Source organism: Arthrobacter sp. Sr33, assembly GCF_054511195.1.
On sequence record NZ_JBTNDD010000010.1, the window covers coordinates 53882 to 76554 of the forward strand.

Here is a 22673-nt window from a genome sequence, read left to right on the forward strand (position 1 = left end):
GGCTGCGGGCGCCACTTCTGGTGCCCGCAGCCTTGCGTGTCAGGTGCCAGCGGCCGGGTTTGTCAGGGGAGTCAGGGGAACAGCGAAGCGCCTCTGTACGGCGTCAGGGCGTCCTTCTGCTCCTCGCTGAGCCGTAGGACGCTCCCTGAGTTCGTGTCGACAAAGGCGAGGATCGTTTCCGCCTTTACACAGGCCACCCCGGTGAGGGGGTCCAGGACCAGGTAGGAGAGGGTGAAACTGGCCGGTTTGAGGGCACTCACCCAGACATCGATCCGCGCCGGAACGTTGCGGTAATCGAGGGTGTCCACAAACCTGACCCGGTGCTCGACCACGAGCGCCTGGATGCCCGGATTGACCGAGGAAAACAGTGCAACCGGAGGCTGGTCACCCTCGGCTCCCGTCCCGCCGGGAGCCCCGAAAGCGTGGATTCTCGCTTCCTCCAGAAGCCGTAGTACCTGTACATTGTTGATGTGCCCGTAGGCGTCCATATCGGACCACCGCATCGGCACCAAACAGGTCAGTGTTTGACCACCCAAAACCATCCCTTTTCCCACCCTCTCGTCAAGCATCGCCATGTCTCGATTTGGCAACGATTGGAATCTGTTCTACCGTAGACGATAACCCGTTCAGGGAAACAACCGGCTGCCCAGTTCTTCGAACAGCAGCTTGATATGCCCGGTGCTGCCAATCCACCCGACGTTGCTCGTCCGGCAGCCACCAAAGACCTGACCACTAAAACAGTCGAGGCGAGCAGCGGCGCAAAAATGTCCGGGGACGGAACTAGCGTTGGTGGCCTTTCGGAGCATCAGACCCATGAAGAACCAAAAATTCAGCACTAACGCGCGCCGCGGCGTAGCAGTCATCGCTCTTGCCGGCCTCGGCCTGGGAGCATCAGCTGGAGTGGCGAACGCAGCCCCCGGCAGCACCTGGGACGCCCTCGCACAGTGCGAGAGTGGCGGAGACTGGGGCATCAACACCGGAAACGGCTTCTCCGGCGGCCTCCAGTTCACCCCCTCCACCTGGGCAGGATTCGGCGGACAGGGCGCCCCTCAGGACGCCAGCCGCGAGCAGCAGATTGCCGTAGCAGAGAACGTTCTGCAGGGTCAGGGCTGGGGTGCGTGGCCAGCGTGCTCGGCCAAGCTCGGCTTGAGCGGTGGAGCGAACCCATCGGCACAGCCAATGCAGCAGGCACCTGTTGCACAGGCACCAGTCCAGGCGCAGGCTGAGCAGATCCAGCCTCAGGTTGCCCCAGCACCGGTTGCTCAGGCTCCCGTAGTCCAGGCTCCCGTAACTCAGGCACCCGTAACTCAGGCACCAGTTGCTCAGGCTCCTGTGGCGGCGGCTCCCGTTGCAGCTCCCGCACTCAGCGGCGACACCTACACCATCGAGTCAGGCGACACCCTCAGCACCATCGCCGCCAAGCTGGGCGTTGTTGGTGGCTGGCAGGCACTGTACGAAGCCAACGCCGACACCATCATTCACGCTGACCTCATCTTCACCGGTGATGTGCTGCAGCTCCCGGCCTCATAGCCTCACGCTGTAAACAACTGCACAACGACGACGGCGGCCGCCCGGGTTTTCCTGGCCGGCCGCCGTCGTCGTTGTACGTTGAGGGTCGTCGTTGTGCGTTGGGGGTCGTCGTTGTGCGTTGAGGGTCCGGGGCGCTAGGCCAGGCCCGCCTTCTTCAGCGCATCGGCCATCGCGGAGTTGGCGGGCGGCGCAGGGGTACGCGCTGCGGGTGGCTTTGCCGCACGCGGCTTGACCGCTCCCCTATCCGGCCGAGGTTTTTCCGGTCGGCTGCTTTGGGGTCCCCCGCCCGGCTCGTCGTCAAGGCGCAGTGTCAAGGCAATCCGTTTGCGCTCCGGGTCGGCCTCCAGCACCTTAACCTTGACGACCTGCCCCGACTTCACCACCTCGTGCGGGTCGCTGATGAAACGGTTCGCCATGGCCGAGATGTGGACCAACCCGTCCTGATGCACTCCGACGTCGACGAATGCACCGAAGGCTGCAACATTGGTCACCACTCCGTCGAGGGTCATGCCGGGTTTGAGGTCGGATATCTTCTCGACTCCCTCGGAGAAGGAGGCAGTCACAAATTCGGGCCGCGGATCCCGTCCGGGTTTCTCCAGCTCCGCAACGATGTCCTTGATAGTGGGAAGCCCGAAGGTGTCGTCCACGAAAGCCGTCAGGTCCAGTTCCCGCAGCGCGGTGCCGCCCTGGCTGAGAATCTTCCGCGCCACACCGTAGGCTTCCGGGTGGACGCTTGAGGCGTCGAGGGGCTCCGAGCCGCCCGAGACCCGCAGGAAGCCTGCGCATTGCTCGTAGGCCTTGGCCCCGAGCCGTGGCACCTTCAGGAGATCCGCGCGCCGGGTGAAGCGGCCGTTGGCGTCGCGGTGGGCCACAATGTTTTCGCTGAGCAGCGGTCCAACGCCAGCCACTCGGCTGAGGAGCGACGGTGAGGCAGTGTTCACGTCCACTCCCACCGCGTTGACGCAGTCTTCGATGACCGCGTTCAGGGACCGCTCCAGGTTGGCTGCTGTCACGTCGTGCTGGTACTGGCCCACACCAATGGATTTGGGGTCGATTTTCACCAGTTCGGCGAGGGGGTCCTGCAGGCGGCGCGCAATTGACACCGCACCCCGCAGGGACACATCAAGGTCCGGCAGCTCGGCCGAGGCCAAGGCCGACGCCGAGTACACCGACGCACCGGCCTCGGACACCACCAGTTTCTGCAGCTTCCGCTCGGGCATTCGCTTGATCAACTCGGTGGAGAGCTTGTCAGTTTCCCGTGAAGCGGTTCCGTTGCCGATCGCGATGAGTTCGACGTCGTGGTCAGTGACCAGTTTCGCGAGTGACGCGAGCGCAGCATCCCACTTCTTCAGGGGAGCGTGCGGGTACACGGTATCGGTGGCAACAGCCTTGCCGGTGCCGTCGACCACCGCCACCTTGACGCCGGTGCGGAGCCCCGGGTCAAGCCCCAGCGTGGTCCTACCGCCGGCTGGCGCCGCGAGGAGGACGTCCCTGAGATTGGCGGCGAAGACCCGCACCGCCTCGGTCTCAGCGGCAGCGAACAGGCGCACTCGGAGGTCCAGCGATAGTTTGGCCAGAATCCGGCGCCACGATTGCTGGACCGTCTGGGCGAGCCAGGCATCTGCCGGGCGGCCGGCAGGGGCAATTCCCAGCACCGCCGCCACCGAGTTTTCGTACCGGGTGCGCGCCTTGGCGAACTCTTCAGCGTCTGCCGGGTCTCCCTCGGCGATGGCCAACTCCAGCACGCCCTCTTTCTCGCCGCGGAACAGGGCGAGGACGCGATGCGAGGGCATGGTGGACGGGGCCTGGGCGAACTGGAAATAGTCGGCAAATTTCTGGCCCTCGGCTTCCTTACCGGCCCGGACCTTCGACCGCATGAGGCCTTGTTTCCAGAGTCTCTCCCTGGCCGAGGTCAGCAGGTCAGCGTCCTGGCCGGCGCGTTCCACCAGGATCGACCGGGCGCCGGCCAGCGCTTCCTCAGCATCGGGAACATCGCCGGTGACGTACCTGGCCGCCTCGGCCGCGGGGTCCAGGGACGGGTTCCTCACCAGCGCGTCAGCAAGCGGTTCCAGCCCCGCCTCCCGGGCAATCTGTGCCTTGGTCCGTCGTTTGGTCTTGAAGGGCAGGTAGATGTCCTCGAGGCGGGATTTGGTATCGGCGCCCGCAATAGCGGCACGCAACTGATCGGTGAGCTTCCCCTGCGCCTCGATCGAGTCGAGGATGGCCCGACGGCGGTCCTGCAGTTCGCGCAGGTACCTCAGCCGCTCGTCGAGGGTCCGGAGTTGGGTGTCGTCGAGTGAACCGGTGGCCTCCTTGCGGTATCGGGCCACGAAAGGGACAGTCGAACCGGCGTCGAGGAGGTCCACCGCGGCCTTCACCTGCCAGGCACGGACTCCGAGTTCGTCGGCGAGGAGGTCAAAGATGGTGGCGTCAGAAGTCAGATGTGGCACGTGAGCCATTGTCGCCTACGGTGGGGGCTGCGTTCCAACCGGCGCGGAGTTCCCGCCCTGAAACAGTGGTGCTACCCTCCGAGGACTCGCGGCATCTGCGCCGCGAACTCTTCCCAGCTATCGGCTAGGCGCAGGAATCCTGGTCCATGGTGATGACCAGCGGATGCTTGCCGGTAAACGATCCGTCTGCCGTGGAGTAGTCAATCTCGACGTACTCGGAGGTCCCCCTGTCGGCGTCGTCGTCGAGGGAAACCGAGACCACCACGTTGAGATACTCCAGGGTGGAGATCTCGTAGCCGACAGCGGGGACGGGTTCAGTGAAGAACACATTCTGGGGCATATCCCCCATGTCGGCCATGTCGCCTGAGCCGTGCGCCTCGGTGTGCTCATCGCCGCCGCCCATGACCGTCCCGTCCTCCATGCCATGGGTCCCGTGACCGCCCCGATTGGCTGGCGTGACTTCCGCGGAGTTCAGGGTGACGCCGGAGGGCGAACCGAGGCTGACGTCGTCGATCGTGAACGATTCGAGCGTCTCGTTGTGGATCAGGACCGTGTATTCCTGGTAGCCGAGTGCAGGCTGGACCGAGCAGAGCTTGGCACCGTTGACGCCGAGTTGGAGCGGATCCTCGCCGAGCGATGCCGCAATGACTTCGGTCTCGGAAGCGTCCGCGACCGCCTGTTCCGGCGGCGCACCATTGACGTTCAACGGGTTCTCTTCCATGCCGCCGCACCCGGAGATCAGGCCGACGGCGAGCACTGAGCTGCCCAGGATCGTTGCGGTTCTGCTTGCCATGGGTCCTCATGCTCTCGGGTTTTAGTGCCACCGGACGCGGCCGAGACTCCGGCCTGCGCTTATCTGTTCTTCGTATCCGGTGGCGGTGCGGTTTGGTGAGCCACGCAACATCTCCCGCCAAGCCCCTACTCGTACAGCACGTAATCCGGTTTGGGCTGCAATCCGAGGACCTCCGGTGGCAGCATCAGCGGGCCGTGAACGGTGTCTTCTTCGAAGAAGAGTTTGAAGCCGGGATTCACTGTCGGCGGGAGTTCCAGCATCAACTGGTTGTAGGTCTCAATTTTCGCGCCGGGCGCACCGATCCCGTCGACACTCTTGATCACCTCGACGCCGTCGTATTCACCCACCGCACCCTCGTTGGTCACCACCGACGGGGCAACCTGGTGGAACACCAGCGCCTTCTGGGGCAACTGGTGCTCGGCCACCAGGTCATCGAGGTACCCGGCGATCCGATCAATTTCCTCCCCTGACGTCTGCCCATAGGACTGACCCGGAAGCTGTTCCCCGGAGATATCCCATTCCGGGTCCAGCGCAAGTCCCACATCGGGTTCCAGGAGCCACTTTTTGAGTCGTTCAACTTCTGCAGTCATGGTGGAGCGTCCCGGCTGGACATTGAGCAGCAGCAGCGCGTCGTGCCGCCGGGCCGCCGCCAGGTAGGACTCGATGAACTCGTCCGAGGCTGGGGCGCGGTAGAGCCCGTCCGCCCCGGGAGAAGCCTGCACGACGACGGTGATCAGTTCCAGCACCGGCAGGATGCTGCGTCCGTCGGCGTACTGCTCACCAAGAAGTTCCATCTCCTCGACCCGCTCGTCAATATCACCGATCCCCAGCCGGCCCATCCCCTCGGACGTCGGATGGCCGCTGAACCCGACCAGCCGGTAGTCAGGGAACAGGTCGGTGCCGCCGCGGGGCAGTTCGAGCGGTTCGGGTTCGACGACGGCGGTTGGCTCGACGCTTGGCGCCATGCTGGGGTCGACGGCGATCGACTCGCCCGCAGCTGGAGCCGTCGTCGTCGTTGGCGTCGCTGCATTTCCGGCCGCACCACCGGACGCACCACCGACCGCGCAGCCGGTGAGCAGAAGACACAGGGACAGCAGAATTGGCACCCCGGCATCCCTGATCGGGTGGTCGAAGGGATTGGTGTGGTGCATGTCATTCCTAGGCGAGAGTGTTGGTCAGTCTTTGCGCCCTAAACGGTACAGGCGCTGGGCTACGCTGAACCCATGACTGAGCCAGCGTTCGTGCACGACACCGAGATTTCCACCTCCCCGCTCCGGCTGTGGGAAGCTCTGACCGAGGGTGCCGTGACGCGTCGTTACTGGTCCGGACGCCGGGTGGAGTCCACCTGGGTGCCGGGCTCCCCCATCCGCTTCTATGAGAGCAGTTCGGAGACAATCACCCACCACGGGGTGGTGCTGGAGGTAGACGAGCCGAAGCGGTTGTCATACACGCTCCGCGAAGTACCAGCCGGCGAGGATGGGCACACCGACCCTCAGGACGATGCTGCGTCCCGCATCACGATTGACGTTGAACAGGTGGCCGGCGGCGGGGTGCGGTTCCGCCTCGTGCAGGACCGGCTTGCGGAGGCGGCGGAGCTGGCAGCCGTGGGCAAAAGCTGGGCTCCCATTCTGACGAACCTCCAGGCGCTCCTGGAGAATGACAACGCCCAGTATCCGGCCCCGGGCAACCAGTAGGGATTTCGGGCTCGTCCGGTCGAGCCACGGCGGGCGCTCATTGTATTTACCGGCACCCGTCCCTAAGAATGAACTATGACAGTAATCATGAGGTCCCTAGAAACCGCAGTTCCTGAGACCGTTATGGTGCAGTCGGATGTGAGGGACGTCTTCGCTGCGCAGCCGGGACTGAACCGGCTCGGGACGCGTCTGGTCGGCGCGGCCTTCGACTCCTCGGGAATCAACACCCGGTACACCGCGGTGAAGGAAATGACCCTGGACGCCCCGTCCGAGAACCCGGTCTTCTTCGATTCCGCTGAACGGCGCATCCTGTCCCCCAGCACCAAGGTGCGCAATGAGGTGTACGCGGAAGAGGGCACCAAGCTGTTCGTCGAGGCAGCCGACAAGGCCCTGACAGCCGCCGAGGGCATTGAACCGGCTGATGTCACGCACGTCATCACCGTCTCCTGCACCGGCTTTTTCAACCCCGGACCGGATTACAAGGTGGTTCGCGCGCTCGGGCTGAGCCCGGCCGTGCAGCGCTACCACCTCGGCTTCATGGGCTGCTACGCCGCCTTCCCCGCCCTGCGGGCCGCCAAGTCCTTTTGTGAGGCCGAGCCGGACGCAGTCGTCCTGGTGGTCGCAGCCGAACTGTGCTCCCTGCACGTCAGGTCTTCCAACAACCCTGACACCATTGTTGGGTCGTCGCTGTTCGCCGACGGCGCGGCAGCGGCAGTGATCAGTGCACGGGAATACGAGGCCACCGCGCCCGCCCTGAGCCTGGATTTCTTCGAGACGGTCCTGACACCCGTCGGCGAGGAGTCAATGGCGTGGAACATCGGGGACGAAGGGTTCGAGATGGTGCTCGGCACCTACGTGCCCCACATCATCGATGAGCATATTGTGGGGGCGCTGGAGCCGTTGCTGGCCCGCGACGAAACCCTCGCCGACAAGCAGTACAAGGACATTGAGCACTGGGCGATCCACCCGGGCGGGCGGAGCATCCTGGACAAGGTGGAGGCCAAACTGGACCTGAAGGAGGACCAGTTGGTGCCGGCGCGGGAAACCCTCCGCGATTACGGCAACATGAGCAGCGCCACCGTGATGTTCGTGTTGAAGCACATTCTGGAGCAGCCCTTTGACGGCGCCGACGAGCGGATCTGCTCAATGGCGTTCGGCCCCGGCCTGACGGTGGAAACCGCACTGTTCACCAAGGTGGGTCCCTGAGTGCAGTTCCCCGCTCTCCGCGAGAACGGTTTCCTCGCGCACCGCGACGCTGATGCGGTGGAGGAGATGGACAAGCCGGATTGCGACCCGGTCCTGCTGGACCGGACCTACTCACAGTTCGGGTTGATCAACGCGACGGTCGCTGGCTGGCGACGCACCTGGTCGGCACAGATCCGCCCCCGACTGTCACCGTCGCGGCCCAGCACCCTGCTCGATATCGGGTCTGGTGGCGGGGACATGCCGCGGGCGTTCGCCCGCTGGGCGGCCCGGGATGGCCTGCAACTCTCGATACTGGGCATCGACCCCGACGACCGGGCGCACGCGTTCGCGACCTCGCAGCCGCCCGTGCTGGGGCTGAAGTTCCGGCGCGCGTTCAGCACCGATCTGGTGGCCGAGGGGCTGAAGTTCGACGTCGTGACGTCCAACCACCTGCTGCACCATCTGGCGCCGGAACAACTGCAGTCGTTGCTGGCCGACTCGGAGCAGCTGAGTAGCGGGATCACCCTGCACAACGACATTGAACGTAGCCGGTTGGGCTACCTCTTGTTTTCCCTCGGCACTCTTCCGCTCCGCCGCTCCCTGATCCGGCAAGACGGGCTGACCTCGATCCGCCGCAGCTATACCGCCGCCGAATTGGCGTCCGTCGCCCCGCCCGGCTGGGAGGTCACAGCGAGGTTCCCCTCCCACAACCTGCTGGTTCACCGGGCGCCCCATGCATGACGTCATCGTCGTGGGCGGCGGTCCGGTGGGCCTCTTCGCGGCAATCCTGCTCCGCCAGGCCGGGCTGGAGGTGCTGGTCCTGGAGCAGCGGACCACCCGGAGCGGCCACTCGCGAGCCATTGGCATCCACCCGCCGGCCCTGGCGTCACTCGCCCAGGCCGGGGTGGCCGATGAGCTGATCAGCCGCGGCGTCAGGATCGGTGCGGGGGTTGCCCGCAGCGCTGGCAGCGACGTGACCCGCCTGTCCTTCGCGGGCCTGGAATGCGACTACCCGTTTGTGCTTGCGGTACCGCAGATCCGGACCGAGCAGGTGCTGGAAACCCGCTTTGCCGCCGTCGCACCCGGTGTGTTCTGCCGGGGCGTGACGGTCACCGCGGTCCATGACATTGGGGCGTCAATGCTGGTGACCACGTCAACCGGTGAGGTGCTGCAGGCGCGGCTCGTCATTGGGGCCGACGGCGGCAAGAGCACCGTGCGGTCCAGCGCCGGGATCCCCGCGTCGCTGCAGCGGTACCCCGACACCTACCTGATGGGCGACTTTGCTGACTCGTCGGCGGACCGGTCGACGGCGGTGCTGTATCTGGAGCCGGGCGGGATTGTCGAGTCCTTCCCGCTACCGGACGGGGTGCGGCGCTGGGTGGTGCGGACGTCCTCGCTGGTCGCCTCGCCGACCCCCGACGTTCTGGCGGGGCTGATTCTTGCCCGCACCGGCGTGCGGGTGGACGTGGACAGCATCTCGATGCTGAGCGCGTTCGACGTGCACCGGCGGCTGGCCCAGCGGCTCGTGTCCGGGCGGACCGTGCTGATTGGGGACGCGGCCCACCAGGTGAGCCCGATCGGCGGGCAGGGGATGAACCTCGGGTGGCTCGATGCCACCGAGCTGGTCCCGATCATCACGGCGTCACTGGTTGACGGTCGCGACGTCGGCCGCGACCTGTCGGCGTTTGACCAGCGACGCCGTCGGGCTGCTGTGACGGCTGCACGCCAGGCTCACCTGAACATGGCGCTCGGGCGCCCCCTGCCGCGGCCGGTGCTGGCGGCCCGGAATACCCTCCTGGGCCGGTGCAACGCGGTGCCGGCCGTCCACGACACTATTGCCCGCACCTTCACCATGCAGTGACACCTCCCCGGGTTCCCCCGTTACCGGACTACAGGTGGGTGGGGGCGAACAGGCGGAGCAGGGTTTCGACCACGACGACGTTGGGCCCCTCCGCGGCGAAACTGTCCTCCAGCGCCTGCCGCACGTCGCCCGGGGCCACCTTGACCGCCGGCACACCGAAGGCTTCGGCGAGCTTCACGAAGTCCGGCCGGGTCAGCTCGGTGGCGGTGGCCTTCCCGAACGCGCCCTCCATGTACTCGCGCAGAATGCCGTAACCGCCGTCGTCGACAATCAGCCACGTGACCGGCAGGTTGTGCTGCTTGGCGGTGGCCAGTTCGGCAATCGAATACATCGACGATCCGTCACCGGAGACCGCCAGGACACGTTCCCCGAGCCCGACGGCGCCACCGATCGCGCCGGGGAAACCGTACCCCAGCCCGCCAGCGCCCTGGGCCGAATGGAACTGCCCATCCTTGGCATCCCAGCAACTCCACGCCCAGTAGGCGGCGATGGTCATATCCCAGTAGGTCTGCAGTCCGGCCGGCGCGGCGGCGCGGATGTCCGCCATGAACTTGCGTTCCAGTGCGAGGTCCTGCGCATCCAGCCGCCCCTGCACCTTGGCGAGGGTTTCGGCGACCAGCGTGACGGCGTCGTACCCGTCGGTGCGGTCACGGTCCAGCGCGGGCAGCGCCTCATCGAGGGCAGCGAGCGCCTGGCCGGCGTCGGCACGGATGCCCAGGGCTGGCCGGTTGGATTCGAGTACCCGGGGTTCGGCGTCGATCTGGATGATGCGCCCCCGCGGTTCGAGCGTGAAGTAGTTGCTGGTCACCTCACCGAGCGAGGATCCGACCACCAGCACCACATCGGCATCCTCAAGAACCTCGGTAACGTAGCGGTCCTCCACCCACGCCTGCAGTGACAGCTCATGCTCCCACGGGAACGCGCCGTTCCCGCCGGGCGAGCACAGCACGGGGGCGCCGAGCTTCTCGGCGATGGACAGCAGCCACGGTTCGGCGTTGCCACGACGGGTTCCGCCGCCAGCCACGATGGCCGGACGCTTGGATTCCGTCAGCCACTTCACTGCCTCGCGGACCAGCTCCACCCGGGGCGGGTTGTCGAAGGGCTCCGCGAGCGCGTCCTCGACCTGCGGCACCATCACCGGGTCGAGCAGCACATTTTGCGGCACCTCGATCCAGACCGGCCCCTGCGGTGAGGAAACGGCTTCGGTCCAGGCGTCCTGAATGGCTGAGGGGATGCCCGAGGCGTGCTGGATCAGCCGCTGGCTCTTGGTGACGTTCGCCGCCGAGGCCTTCTGGTCGTCGAGCTGGTGCAGCATGCCCTTCCGCCGGGCGCCCAGACCCTCCAGCGGGATCTGGCTGGCGATGACCACCATTGGTACGCCGGTGGCGTAGGCCTCCTGCAGGCCCGCAAGCGCGGTCAGCGCGCCCGGCCCGGTCGACAGGAACAGCACTCCCACTTGCCCGGTGGCGCGGGAGAACCCGTCGGCGGCGAATGCCGAGTTGTTCTCCACCCTCGAGGAAACGAAACGCAGCTCCGACCGGGACAGCGCATCAAACAAACCCAACGCGTGCTGGCCGGGAATGCCGAAAACGGTGGTCGCTCCGAGGGCGCTGAGGGTCTCGACGACGAGGTCCCCACCGTTGCGCTCACCTGTCAGGGGCGCCGGCGGTGCTGTTGCAACACTGTCACTGGTGACCATTTAGCGTTCCTCCGCCGTGGTGTTGGTAGTGGCCTGGTCCGCCATCAGGGACACCAGGTCGTAGGCGACGTGCGATGCCGCGACGCCGGTGATCTCCGCATGGTCGTATGCGGGGGCGACCTCGACGACGTCGGCCCCGATCAGGTTCATGCCGCGCATCCCGCGGAGGATTTCCAGCAGCTCACGGCTGGTGATGCCACCCGCCTCGGGTGTCCCCGTCCCGGGGGCGTGCGCCGGGTCCAGCACGTCGATGTCGATGGAGATGTACAGCGGGCGGTTGCCGATCCGGTCCCTCAGCTTGGCAATCACCTCGTCGACACCCTGTCGGAACACGTCGGAGGAGGTGACAATCCCGAACCCGAACCGACGGTCGTCCTCGAGATCCTTCACCCCGTAGAGCGGGCCGCGGGTGCCCACGTGGGAGATGGCCTCGGTGTCGAGGATGCCCTCCTCTACCGCGCGCCGGAAGGGTGTGCCGTGGGTGTACTCGGCGCCGAAATAGGTGTCCCAGGTGTCGAGGTGCGCATCGAAATGCAGCATCGCCACGGGTGCGCCGGCGCGTTCGGAGGCAGCCCGCAGCAAGGGCAGCGCAATGGTGTGGTCGCCACCCAGCGTGACCAGCTTGGTGCCGTCGACGGTCAGATCGAGGGCATTCTGCTGGATGGTTTCAATCGCCTCGTTGATATTGAAGGGATTAACCGCCATGTCGCCGGCGTCGGCCACCTGTACCCGCTCGAACGGGGAAATGTCCAGGGCCGGGTTGTAGGGGCGGAGCAGGCGCGAGGATTCGCGAACGTGGTTGGACCCGAACCTGGCCCCCGGCCGGTAGGACACCCCCGAGTCGAAGGGGACACCGACGACGGCGATGTCGGCCCGGTCCACCTCGTCGAGTCGCGGCAGCCGGGCAAAAGTCGCGGCGCCGGCATAACGGGGAATCCGTGAGGAATCGATGGGGCCAATGTTTCCATTGGCCGTGACGCGCGGCTGTTCCATGGGTACCTCCGGGTTGGGGAAACAGAAGTTGCCATATAAGCATCAACTGTTTTTCATAAGGCTAATTGTGATGCCCGTCTCGGTCAACACTGATGCCGCCGAAACAGGGTGACAACTCCCCCTAAAGGATCCGTAAATTGCACCCGCATCACCGGTCCTCCAGGCCTGCGGTCCGGTTATTATCCGCCGGAAGCCGCGGGGACCAGAGTCCAGAGAACAATCGCTTCCAGATCGGTGGGATTGAACCAGGTGTGGGGTTCACGGCCGGGGAACGTGACGGTGTCCCCGGCCTCCAGTTCATACCGGTCATTCGAGAAGATCAGGACAAAACTGCCGGCAACAACGTGCAGCGTCTCCACCTCGCAGTCAACCGAATACAGTTCGCTCTCGCCTCGCCCATGAGGCTCGATGACCGCGCGGATCATCTGGAGCCGCCGCTCGGAGCGGGCCGTCACCAGGCGTTCGTTAATGCCTTCACCACCGAGGCTGATCCGCGGAGCCTCCGCCAGACGGGTCAGGTGGGTCTCCGGCACCAGGAAGAGGTCACCGATCGAGATGGAAAGGACCTGGCAGAGCGTCACCAGAGAGGCGACCGACGGTGACGTCAGGTCCCGCTCCACGCGGCTCAGGAACCCTTTGGTCAGCCCCGTGGCAGCCGCAACCTGTTCAATGGTCATCCGCTGGGATTGCCGGGCAGCACGGATTCGAGACCCGATGGCTACCGGGGCGTTGCTGGGTTCTACGGGCAGGGCCTTCACTGGCTACCATCTCTCTGCGCAGGACAATCACCCGGGCGGACATCGACTATGAGCATACCGAGGATTCCCCGAGGACCGCCCTGATCACACACTTGACCTGTTAGCAAGGTCACAACTAGCCTATAGCGAAACATAAGTTTTCTATAGGTTACTTTCTAACCGAAACCCCCACATTCAGGAGCACCATGGAATTCATCAATATTGCGATCGTGGTGGTCTACCTCGTAGGCATGCTGGCGTTCGGCTGGTGGGGCAAGTCCCGCACCAAGAACACGAGCGACTACCTTGTCGCCGGCCGGCGCCTCGGCCCACTTCTGTACACCGGCACTATGGCGGCGGTAGTACTGGGCGGCGCCTCGACCGTCGGTGGCGTCGGCCTCGGTTACACCTACGGCATCTCGGGCATGTGGCTCGTCGTCGCCATCGGGGTTGGGGTGCTGCTGCTCAGCCTCCTCTTTGCCCCAACCCTGCAGAAGCTGAAGATCTACACGGTCTCCCAAATGCTCACCCTGCGCTATGGCGCCGAGGCCACCAAGGCCTCAGGCATCGTCATGCTGGCCTACACCCTGATGCTCTGCGCTACTTCTACCGGCGCCTACGCCACCATCTTTGTGGTGTTGTTCGGGTGGGACCGCGCAGCCTCGATCGCCGTCGGCGGTGCGATCGTGCTGATCTACTCGACAATCGGCGGCATGTGGTCCATCACCCTGGCCGACATGGCGCAGTTCATCATCAAAACCATCGGCGTGTTTGCCCTGATGCTGCCCTTCGCCCTGATCAACGCCGGCGGTTTCGACGGCATCTCCGAGCGTGCCGGAGCCGAGTTCTTCAGCATCACCGGCATCGGCCTGCAGAGCATCATCACCTACTTTGTGGTGTACACCCTGGGCCTGCTCATCGGGCAGGACATCTGGCAGCGCGTCTTCACCGCCCGGACACCCACCGTGGCCCGGTGGGGTGGAGTGACGGCAGGCGTCTACTGCATCCTCTACGGCGTCGCCGGCGCGATCATCGGCATGTCGGCCAGCGTGATCCTCCCCAACATCGAGTCCCAGGACGACGTGTACGCGGATATTGCCATCAACGTCCTGCCGATCGGCATCGGCGGACTGGTGCTGGCGGCTGCCGTCGCCGCCATGATGTCTACGGCATCCGGTTCACTGATCGCCGCTGCGACAGTGGCGCGTGCCGACGTCGTGCCATTCGTCAGCAGCTGGTTTGGCCGTGGCGGCCAGAGCAGCATCGACACCACCACCGAGGACGAGGCCGAGAACCCCGAGCACGATGTCACCGCCAACCGCTGGTGGGTGCTGGGTCTGGGCCTGGTCGCCATCGCGCTGGCGGTCATCGTCCAGGACGTGGTCGCAGCTCTCACCATTGCCTACGCCATCCTGGTTGGCGGCCTGCTGGTCTCCATCATCGGTGGACTGGTCTGGAAGCGGGCCACCGGCGTCGCAGCAGCGGCTTCGATGGCTGCCGGCACGGTCTTCACCCTCGGCACCATGATCTACCTTGAGGTCAACGCCGAGAACCAGTACGACGGTATCTACGCCAACGAACCGATCTACTACGGACTCATCGCTTCGGCCCTGGTGTTTGTGATCGTTTCGTTCCTCACCAAGCGCACCGACCCGGCGGTCATGGCCGCCTGGGAGCGTCGTGTGGCGGGCGCCGCTGAGGACGAGGTCGCAGTACCCGTCACCTCCACCACCCGCTAGCCCGCAACGCGGTGGGGCCGCTCCCACCTAGGATCGAGTCAACACTCATAGCCGATTTCCTTCCGGAAACCTGTTATTGGTGTTGACTCGATCCGGGGGTGGGGGTGTCGCGGGGGCGAGCCGGGGTGCCCGGGCCTACGACTTGGCTGTCGAGGATTTGATCTTCCGGCCAGGCCTGCTGCTGCGGCCACGGCCGACGGCGTCGGCCTTGGTATCAATCTCGGCTTGCCTGATGTCGGCGGGGGTCACTGGTCCGTCTTCTTCACCGGTCCAGGACTTGATGGCACTCCAGGTGACTGCCGCAATGGGCACCGACAGGATGGCGCCGACAATACCGGCCAGGATGGTGCCGGCGGTCAACGCCACCAGGATGACCAGGGCGTGCACGCTCAGGGAGCGGCCCATCACCACAGGCTGCAGGAAGTTGCCCTCGATCTGGTTCACGGCAATCACCACGATAATCACGATCAGTGCGGTAGTCGGCCCGTCTGACACGAGTGCCACCAGAGCGGCGAGCGCTCCGGCCGCCGTCGCACCCACCAGGGGAATGAACGCACCAACAAACACAATGACCGCGAGCGGGAGCGCCAGTGGGATGCCCAGGATGAACAGGGCGATGCCGATGACCACCGAGTCAACTGAAGCGACAATCGCGGTTCCCCGAACATACCCACCGAGTGTCTCCAGTCCGTGCATTCCCACGCGGCGGGCCTTGACCAGCCGCTCACCCTTGAAGGGCCGCAGGACAAAGGCGAAGATCCTGTCCCCGTCCTTGAGGAAGAAGAACAGGATGACCACCATCAGCACAGCCCCGGTGAGGAACTCGCCGGCTGCCGTAATGCCCGATACGGCACCGGCTCCGGCTGTGGCACTGGTGGCGAAGTCGATCAGCCATTCCTGCGCGTCGGAGATCTGCTGCTCATCGATGGGCAGCGGGCCATCGCGGACGAATTCGTAAATCTGGTCGAAGCCCTGCGATGCGTTGTCGACCAGTTCGTCGAGCTGGCTCTGGACAGCGAAGACGATGCCCGTGATCACACCACCCAATACTCCAAGCAGGAGCAGGAAGGAGAACGCGGTGGCGAGCGCACTGGGCCACCCTTTACGCCGCAACCAGTTCACCAGCGGGCCGATGGCGGCCGCGAGAATCAGGGCAATGATCAGTGGGATCACTACCAGGCGCACCTGGATCAGGCCGTAGATCACGATGACCGCCAGCAGCAGGATCAGCAGAACCTGAGCTGCGCGCGTGCTGCTGCGGCCCAGCGAGTCGCGCCAGGGGCTCCCCACCGGCTCTGGGGTGTCGACGTCGGCAGTTTCCTCCCGGCGTTCTTCCCCGCGCGGTGCCTCCTTGGTGCGCCTGAAAATGTTAAACACAGTCCCTGTCTCCTTGTTCACTGGGGTGGCGCATTTCAGCTGTCGCCGGCAATTAGTTGATCTCGAACCCGGCGCCGCAGCACCTTGCCGATGAGTGACCTCGGCAGTTCTTCTACCACCACAATACGGCGCGGCACCTTGTAGGCGGCGAGGGAGCCCCGGCAGAAGGCTTTCAGCGCGTCCCCGCTGAACTGGTGTCCCTCGCGGATCACGACGGCGGCCACCACCTCTTCGCCCCCGCCCGCCAGCGGCAGGCCAACCACCGCCGCATCGGCGACACTGTCATGGTCGAGCAACGCTTCCTCCACCTCGGTGGGCATGACGTTGAACCCGCCGGTGACGATGATCTCTTTGATCCGGTCCACGATGGTGACATAGGAGTCGGCATCGACCCGGACGATGTCCCCGGTCTTGAACCAGCCGTCGGAACTCAGGACAGCCCGCGTGTCCTCATCGTTCCGCCAATAACCCTGGAACACCTGCGGTCCGCGGATGAGGAGTTCGCCGGGCTCTCCGGGCGCACGCTCACTACCGGCATCCTCGGGGTCCACGACCCGGATTTCCGTATTGGGGAACGGCACCCCAACGGTTCCGGGCTTACGCGTGGGGCCAATTGGATTGCCGAGCGAGATGGGCGAGGTCTCGGTGAGCCCGTACCCCTCCACCAGGTATCCACCGGTTACCGACTCCCACAACTCGATGGTCGCCAGCGGCAGATTCATTGCGCCGGAGATCGCGAAGCGAATGCTCTTCAGACTGACCCCACGTTCCACGGCGCGCTTCGCAAGACGCTCATAGATCGGTGGAACAGCGGGCAGGAAGGTGGGCGGGTGGGTTTTCGCCGCGTCCAGCACCAGGTCTTCATCGAACTTGGGGAAAAGGACCAACCGGGCCCCAATGCTCATGGCAAACGTCAGACAGAGGGTGAGCCCGTAGGCGTGGAACATTGGCAGGACGGCGTAAATGACTTCCTTCCCGTCATCCAGGCCTGGCACCCATGCCCGTCCCTGCGCCGCATTGACGAGTAGGTTCCGGTGGGTGAGCACCGCCCCCTTGGGGTGCCCGGTGGTGCCACTGGTGTATTGCAGCACCGCAATGTCGGTGGCCACGGGCCCCGGATGGGTTACGTCCAGCCGCTTGTTTTTCACCAGGTCGTCCCACCGGGTGACGCTTCGACTGCCGGAGAGCTTCGCGGTGGTGGTCAACGCCTTGCGTGAGTCCTTGGCCTTCCGGATGGGAAGCCTCAGCGCTGCCCGTTTCGCGAACGGCATGGCCCGCGTCAGGTCGACGGTCACAATGGTGGTGACGTGGACGTCTGCGGGCAGATCCTGCACCCGCTGCGCTGCCTTGTCCCAAACAATTGCCAGCCGTGCGCCGTGGTCCTCGAACTGGTGCCGCAACTCGCGGTCGGTGTAGAGGGGGTTATGCTCCACGACAATGGCGCCGAGCCGCAGGACAGCATAGAACGCCACCACATGCTGGGGACAGTTTGGCAGCACCAGCGCCACCCGGTCTCCCGCTACGACACCCAGCCGATGCAGGCCTTCGGCCGCGCGCTGGATCTCCTCACCGAGCTGGCGGTAGGTCGTCTCGGCTCCGAAGAACTCAAGGGCGACCTTCTTGCCGTAGTTACGTGCGGATTCCTCAACGAGGTTGACGAGGGAGCCGTCGGGGATGGCGACGGCGGCGGGCACACCCGGGCCGTAGTTTTGTACCCATGGGGCAGTTGAATCAAAAGTCATCAGTCTACTTCCTGTCTTGGCCTGTTGAACTCTATCCTGATTCGCCGGGCGGTCGCTCACTGTCCGACAGCTTTTTTCCTCACTCATGCAGCGACTGGAACAGGACAGCGTAGATGCCAGCGGCACCCACCGCGACCACCACCACGGTAGTCCAGAGCACCGCAGTCACATCTGCTTTCAACACACCACTCCTGACCCCCTTGAGGTTCCGGCGATACCGGAGCCGTTGGCTCAGGTAGATTCCCAGCGCCGCAGCGAGTGAGGTGCCGGTGAGGATCATCGCAAACCAACCGTGCTCCGGCAGCCATCGCACAAAGAGCACACCGCAGATCACCAGCGCCAGCAGGGTCCTCCCCCAGGCAAGTGAGGTGCGTTCCGGCGGCAGGCCGGTGTCGACGGGGTGGTCGCGGTTCATCGGGAGCCTGTCAGGCCGATCGGCTGTAGATCACGACCACGACCACCGCCGCCACTACCGTTGCGCCGAGCGCGAGCAGCGGGGCGAGGAGCGACAGGGGTAAGGGCCGCCCTTGGCGCATGGCCCGCTCGACGATCAACCATCTCCCACACGCTCCGGCGGCAAGCAGCATGGCCAATACCAACAGGAGAATCGCCAGGGCTTTGCGGATGACCGGATCGAACAACTCAGCGGTGAACGCTTCAATCGCTATGCCGCCAGCCAGCAACGCCAGGGACGTCCGGATCCAGGCCAGGAACGTCCGCTCGTTCGCCAGCGTGAACCGGGGATCGGGATCTGCTCCGCCCTGCAGCAGCCACTGGGTCAGTGATCCACGGCGGGGGGATTTATCTGCTGGGCTGGCCATGGTTTCATCCTAGCGAGGCTTACCTCCATCGGTGGTCGTCTGATGAGGCGCCCTCGGGCTAAGATTGACGCTGAGAAGGGGAGTAGCTCCCGCGTTCGTCCCGCACCAGCGGGGCTCGGCGCAGCGGCCTGTCGACATACTGGCCATCGAAGACGATGGCCCGGCAATCCACCGGTGACCTAGACCGGCGAGCGAGACCTTCGGCCGCTTTAACGACGGCCGGAGCCCCGTCACGGCACTGGTCGCTACAGACCAGGAGATCCCACGTGACACCACAGTCAGACCAGCCAGCCCCGGCAGATATTCGCCGCTGGCGCCAATACCTGGCCGACGAACGCGCCGAAGCCGCCACCTACCGCTATCTGGCGAGCCGCCGCGAGGGCGAGGAACAAGAAATTCTGCTCGCCCTGGCCAAGGCCGAAGGCAGACACGAGGCCCACTGGCTCTCACTCCTCGGGCCCGACGCCGGCAAGCCTGCGCGGCCTTCGTTCCGCAACCTGGTGCTGGGCTTCCTCGCCAGGCGGTTTGGCAGCGTCTTCGTGCTGGCCCTGGCGCAGCGTGCCGAAAGCAGGTCCCCCTACGCCGCGGACCCCACCGCCACCGACGCGATGGCTGCTGATGAACAGATCCATGAGGAAGTCATTCGGGGGCTTGCGACCCGGGGCCGCAACAGGCTATCGGGCAACTTCAGGGCCGCAGTGTTCGGGGCTAACGACGGACTGGTCAGCAACCTGGCCCTCGTCCTGGGTGTCGGCGCAACCGGTGTCTCCACCGGGTTTGTGTTGTTCAGCGGCGTCGCGGGCCTCCTCGCCGGAGCACTGTCCATGGGTGCCGGCGAGTACGTGTCCGTCCGGTCGCAGCGGGAGCTGCTCGCAGCGTCGCGGCCCACCCAGATCACGCTCACCGCCGCCAAGGAACTGGATATGGATGCCAACGAACTGGTGCTGGTCTACCGCGCCCGCGGCATGTCCCTGGAGGCGGCCGAGCATCGCGCCTCGGAACGGTTGGGGCTCCGTGACTGCGACTGTGATCCGAGTCTGTCCCTCCAGCCGGAAATCACTGGTGACCGCGACGCTCATGAACACATCGGCACTGGCCTGGGCGCGGCGGGTGCCAGCTTCTGCTTTTTCGCCTCGGGGGCCCTGATCCCCATCCTGCCGTACCTGTTCGGGCTGAGCGGGATGACGGCCGTCCTCGTCGCCTGCGTTCTGGTGGGACTCGCGCTGCTGGGAACGGGCGCCGTCGTCGGGCTTCTCTCCGGAGCGTCGCCACTGAAGCTGGCGTTACGGCAGGTGGCGATCGGCCTCGGTGCGGCCGCCGCTACCTACCTGCTCGGGCTGCTGTTCGGCGTCGGGCTGCTGTAAGGGCCAGTAGCTGCTGACCTCAGGGTTTGGTCACGTAGTTTTCGAGCTTGATGAGGGTTTTTTCCATGGCAACCGGGTTCTTCCGCAGGAACCCCATCGGCCGCAGCACAATCTTCCCAGTCACCGAACGCGCATCCCACTGCTCGGTGACCAGGGTGCCGCCGTCACGCGGTTCGAGGACGTAGCTCCAGGTGGCCTTGGTGAAGTGGCGCCAGGTAATCCGGCGGCCTTCCTCGAACTCGGTCACCTTGTTGAGGATCTTGTACTTCGCGCCGATCCGCATGTCCATGCCGAACTTGGCGCCCTCGTACAGCCGCTGCGGTCCACCTGGCTGTTCGCCCTGGACGGTGTCGGAGCCGTCAATCACGCTGTGCAGCGCCGGGGTCGCCAGGACCTCGAAAATGTCGCTGGCCGGGGCGTTGATGAATCGTTCACGGGTAATCAGGTAGGAACTCATGCCCCTATTCTGCCTTGCTGGCCTGGGTGGCTGGTTCAGGGTCCGCGGCGATCGACGTCGCAAGAGGGGCCTCCTTCACGAAGAACAGCAGGATCGCGGCGATGATTCCGAGCGGCGCCATGTAGAGGAAGAGTGGTGTGAGTGCGTCGTTGTAGGAATCGATCACCGCGTTCCTCGCGGCCTCCGGGAGCGTGTAGACCAGTTCGGGGGTGAGCGAGTTGACCCCACCCTCGGTGCTGACCGCCCCGCCGGGAAGCCGCTCGGTCAGCAGGTCAGCGACCCGTGTCGTGAAGAGACTACCGACGATGGCCGACCCCAGGGTGGCCCCGATCTGACGGAAGTAGTTGTTCGAGGCGGTAGCCGTCCCGACCATCCGGTTTGGGAAGGTGTTCTGCACAATCAGCACCAGGATCTGCATGCTGAGGCCCAGCCCGGCGCCAAGCAACCCGAGGTACGTGCAGATTACCCAGAGCTCGGTGGCGGGTTGGATGGTCGAGAGCAGGAAGAGTGCGACGGCGACCAGCAGTGACCCGGCGATCGGCATCCACTTGTAGCGGCCGGTCCGGCTGACAAGCAGCCCCGATCCGGTGGAAGTGACCAGCAGCGCCCCCATCATCGGGATCATCAGCAGGCCAGCGTTGGTGGCACTTGCTCCGGTGACCATCTGCAGGTAGGTCGGCATGTAGCCGACGGCGCCGAACATGGTGACGCCGATCAGCAGGCCGCCAGCGGTGGTGAGGTTGAAGTTGCGTTCCCGGAAGAGGTGCATCGGAAGGATCGGCTCGTCCGCACGGCGTTCGACCAGGACAAAAGCTGCGCTGGTGACCACCGCAGCAGCGATCAGGCCCAGGATCGTCAACGAGGTCCAGTCGTACCGGGTGCCGCCCCAGGTGCCCACCAGCACAATCGAGGTGGTGGCAAGGGCCAGGAGGACCATGCCTGCGACGTCGGGCTTTGACCGCTTCCTCTCCTTGCCGGGAAGGTGCAGGAAGAAGACGACAACGAGGATCGCGAGGATGCCCAACGGCATGTTGATCCAGAACATCCAACGCCAGCCCGGACCTTCAGTGAAGAATCCGCCAAGCAGGGGCCCAGCTACCGAGGCGAACGCGAAGACCCCGCCCATGGCGCCCATATATTTGCCGCGTTCGCGGGCGGGAACGACGTCGGCGATGATCGCCTGGGAGAGGATCATCAGCCCACCGCCACCGACGCCCTGGATGGCCCGGCCGGTAATCAACCACGGCATGTCGGGGGCAAGCCCGCCGACGATTGAGCCAGCCATGAAGATGCTGATCGCGATGAGCAGCAGGTTCTTGCGGCCCATCAGGTCACCGAGTTTGCCGTAGATCGGCATCACGATGGTGGCGGTCAGGATGTAGGCGGTGATCACCCAGAGCATCTGGTCCACCCCGTTGAGCTCGCCCACAATGGTGGGAAGCGCGGTACTGAGGATCATCTGGCTGAGGGCTGCCAGCAGCATTGAGAGCATCAGGCCGATGAACAACAGGAGCATGCCGGTGGGCTTCTCGACAACGACAGCTGGAGCGGTTTTGGTTGTGGTACTCATTGAATTTCCGGGAGGACCTCTCTGAGGAGTGCGTTGGCGGTACTGAGAGCCGCGAACTGGTTGTCTAGTGTGGGGGCGTGTGCAGATTCCTGCATCGCGTAACGCATGGGGGCTCCGGCGATCAGCACGATCATCCGGGAAATGTCTTCGGCCCGGTGGCGCCGGGCGACGTCGGCCCACTTGGCTGAGGCGGTGATGCCTTCGGTGAGGACGTCACGGACCAGCTGTTCCACCTTCAGGAAGTAGCCGAAGCGGCGCTGGCGCAACTGGGGGAACCGCCGCACCACCTCCATCCGGAGGCTGTCGCCGTCGGCGCCACCCTCAGTGGAATGCACCACCTGCACGAGGAGCCGGGAAACCTGGTCGAGGAGGTCCGCGTCGACGTCGAAGGCCGCCAGCCAGGAGTCGTGGATGGAGGGGTCCTGGAGGCCGAGGATGGCGTCCTCTTTGGTGCCGAAGTAGTTGAAGAAGGTGCGGGCCGAGACGTTGGCCTGGGCAGCAATCGCCTCGGTGGTGACGCGGTCCGGGCCGTTTTCGAGGGTGAGCCTGGCCGCGGCATCATGCAGCGCAGCCCAGGTCTCTGTCCTCTTTCGGTCCCGCAAGGAAATTAGTTGACTCACCAAACTATTGTGGCACTGGACAACCTTTTACACAACTGCAA

General features: G+C 65.0%; 21 protein-coding genes. 7 read left to right on the forward strand and 14 right to left on the reverse strand.

The annotated features are described in order from the left end of the window. Window positions 1-71: 71 nt before the first annotated feature. Window positions 72-542: an acyl-CoA thioesterase gene (locus tag ACX80T_RS13445; protein WP_116778159.1), complete on the reverse strand. Its 471-nt coding sequence runs from the start codon at window positions 540-542 to the stop codon at window positions 72-74. Between the two features lie 271 nt (window positions 543-813). On the opposite strand from ACX80T_RS13445, the gene ACX80T_RS13450 reads away from it, so the two are divergent. After that, a complete protein-coding gene (locus tag ACX80T_RS13450; protein ID WP_024476497.1) occupies window positions 814-1530 on the forward strand; it encodes a transglycosylase family protein in 717 nt (238 codons plus the stop codon). Between the two features lie 134 nt (window positions 1531-1664). Here the strand turns inward: ACX80T_RS13450 and ACX80T_RS13455 are convergent, their stop codons facing one another. From ACX80T_RS13455 to ACX80T_RS13465, 3 genes are all read right to left on the reverse strand, one after another. Next, complete coding sequence (locus ACX80T_RS13455) at window positions 1665-3989, reverse strand: Tex family protein (protein ID WP_024476264.1); 2325 nt, start codon at window positions 3987-3989, stop codon at window positions 1665-1667. A gap of 115 nt (window positions 3990-4104) precedes the next feature. After that, window positions 4105-4773 (reverse strand): hypothetical protein, encoded by a 669-nt coding sequence (locus tag ACX80T_RS13460; RefSeq protein ID WP_024476265.1) that lies wholly within the window; start codon window positions 4771-4773, stop codon window positions 4105-4107. A gap of 125 nt (window positions 4774-4898) precedes the next feature. After that, entirely contained in the window at window positions 4899-5924 is a 1026-nt protein-coding gene (locus ACX80T_RS13465; protein WP_024476266.1) for a hypothetical protein, read from the reverse strand. Window positions 5925-5996: 72 nt separating this feature from the next. Between ACX80T_RS13465 and ACX80T_RS13470 the strand changes: the two genes are divergently transcribed. The 4 genes from ACX80T_RS13470 (at window position 5997) to ACX80T_RS13485 (ending at window position 9513) form a co-directional block, all read left to right on the forward strand. Next, on the forward strand, window positions 5997-6467 hold the full coding sequence (locus ACX80T_RS13470) for an SRPBCC domain-containing protein (protein ID WP_024476267.1): 471 nt from the start codon (window positions 5997-5999) through the stop codon (window positions 6465-6467). A 75-nt stretch (window positions 6468-6542) separates the two neighbouring features. Beyond that, a complete protein-coding gene (locus ACX80T_RS13475) occupies window positions 6543-7673 on the forward strand; it encodes a type III polyketide synthase (protein WP_024476268.1) in 1131 nt (376 codons plus the stop codon). Further along, window positions 7674-8393, forward strand: a complete 720-nt coding sequence (locus ACX80T_RS13480; RefSeq protein ID WP_019483867.1) for a methyltransferase domain-containing protein — start codon at window positions 7674-7676, stop codon at window positions 8391-8393. Next, window positions 8386-9513, forward strand: coding sequence for an FAD-dependent oxidoreductase (locus ACX80T_RS13485; RefSeq protein WP_116778157.1), 1128 nt, complete (start codon window positions 8386-8388; stop codon window positions 9511-9513). Before ACX80T_RS13480 ends, ACX80T_RS13485 begins: the two co-directional genes overlap by 8 nt. Window positions 9514-9541: 28 nt before the next feature. Here ACX80T_RS13485 and ACX80T_RS13490 read toward each other — a convergent pair whose 3' ends face one another. From ACX80T_RS13490 to ACX80T_RS13500, 3 genes are all read right to left on the reverse strand, one after another. After that, entirely contained in the window at window positions 9542-11212 is a 1671-nt protein-coding gene (locus tag ACX80T_RS13490) for a thiamine pyrophosphate-binding protein (RefSeq protein WP_459304659.1), read from the reverse strand. Beyond that, window positions 11213-12205 (reverse strand): agmatinase, encoded by a 993-nt coding sequence (speB, locus tag ACX80T_RS13495; protein ID WP_459304660.1) that lies wholly within the window; start codon window positions 12203-12205, stop codon window positions 11213-11215. 179 nt (window positions 12206-12384) lie between these two features. Further along, window positions 12385-12963, reverse strand: a complete 579-nt coding sequence (locus ACX80T_RS13500) for a helix-turn-helix domain-containing protein (RefSeq protein ID WP_459304661.1) — start codon at window positions 12961-12963, stop codon at window positions 12385-12387. A 185-nt stretch (window positions 12964-13148) separates the two neighbouring features. Between ACX80T_RS13500 and ACX80T_RS13505 the strand changes: the two genes are divergently transcribed. Then, window positions 13149-14681: a sodium:solute symporter family protein gene (locus ACX80T_RS13505; RefSeq protein ID WP_024476269.1), complete on the forward strand. Its 1533-nt coding sequence runs from the start codon at window positions 13149-13151 to the stop codon at window positions 14679-14681. Between the two features lie 135 nt (window positions 14682-14816). Here the strand turns inward: ACX80T_RS13505 and ACX80T_RS13510 are convergent, their stop codons facing one another. The 4 genes from ACX80T_RS13510 to ACX80T_RS13525 form a co-directional block, all read right to left on the reverse strand. Continuing rightward, the gene (locus tag ACX80T_RS13510; protein WP_459304662.1) at window positions 14817-16058 is read right to left on the reverse strand and encodes an AI-2E family transporter; all 1242 of its coding nucleotides are present in this window, start codon (window positions 16056-16058) and stop codon (window positions 14817-14819) included. A 35-nt stretch (window positions 16059-16093) separates the two neighbouring features. After that, complete coding sequence (locus ACX80T_RS13515; RefSeq protein ID WP_459304663.1) at window positions 16094-17800, reverse strand: long-chain-fatty-acid--CoA ligase; 1707 nt, start codon at window positions 17798-17800, stop codon at window positions 16094-16096. 79 nt (window positions 17801-17879) lie between these two features. Next, a complete protein-coding gene (locus tag ACX80T_RS13520; protein ID WP_019483860.1) occupies window positions 17880-18215 on the reverse strand; it encodes a DUF202 domain-containing protein in 336 nt (111 codons plus the stop codon). Between the two features lie 10 nt (window positions 18216-18225). After that, window positions 18226-18621, reverse strand: a complete 396-nt coding sequence (locus tag ACX80T_RS13525) for a YidH family protein (RefSeq protein ID WP_019483859.1) — start codon at window positions 18619-18621, stop codon at window positions 18226-18228. A 266-nt stretch (window positions 18622-18887) separates the two neighbouring features. On the opposite strand from ACX80T_RS13525, the gene ACX80T_RS13530 reads away from it, so the two are divergent. Continuing rightward, entirely contained in the window at window positions 18888-19985 is a 1098-nt protein-coding gene (locus ACX80T_RS13530; protein WP_347693140.1) for a VIT1/CCC1 transporter family protein, read from the forward strand. 19 nt (window positions 19986-20004) lie between these two features. On the opposite strand, the gene ACX80T_RS13535 is transcribed toward ACX80T_RS13530, so the two are convergent. From ACX80T_RS13535 to ACX80T_RS13545, 3 genes are read right to left on the reverse strand one after another with little or no spacing between them, the layout of a single operon-like run. Beyond that, a complete protein-coding gene (locus ACX80T_RS13535) occupies window positions 20005-20442 on the reverse strand; it encodes an SRPBCC family protein (RefSeq protein ID WP_019483857.1) in 438 nt (145 codons plus the stop codon). Window positions 20443-20446: 4 nt separating this feature from the next. Beyond that, window positions 20447-22012 carry an MDR family MFS transporter gene (locus ACX80T_RS13540; RefSeq protein ID WP_019483856.1) on the reverse strand — a complete coding sequence of 522 codons (1566 nt, stop codon included), beginning with the start codon at window positions 22010-22012 and terminating at the stop codon, window positions 20447-20449. Further along, complete coding sequence (locus ACX80T_RS13545) at window positions 22009-22632, reverse strand: TetR/AcrR family transcriptional regulator (RefSeq protein WP_162148034.1); 624 nt, start codon at window positions 22630-22632, stop codon at window positions 22009-22011. The genes ACX80T_RS13540 and ACX80T_RS13545 overlap by 4 nt, the downstream gene beginning before the upstream one ends. Between the last annotated feature and the right edge of the window lie 41 nt (window positions 22633-22673).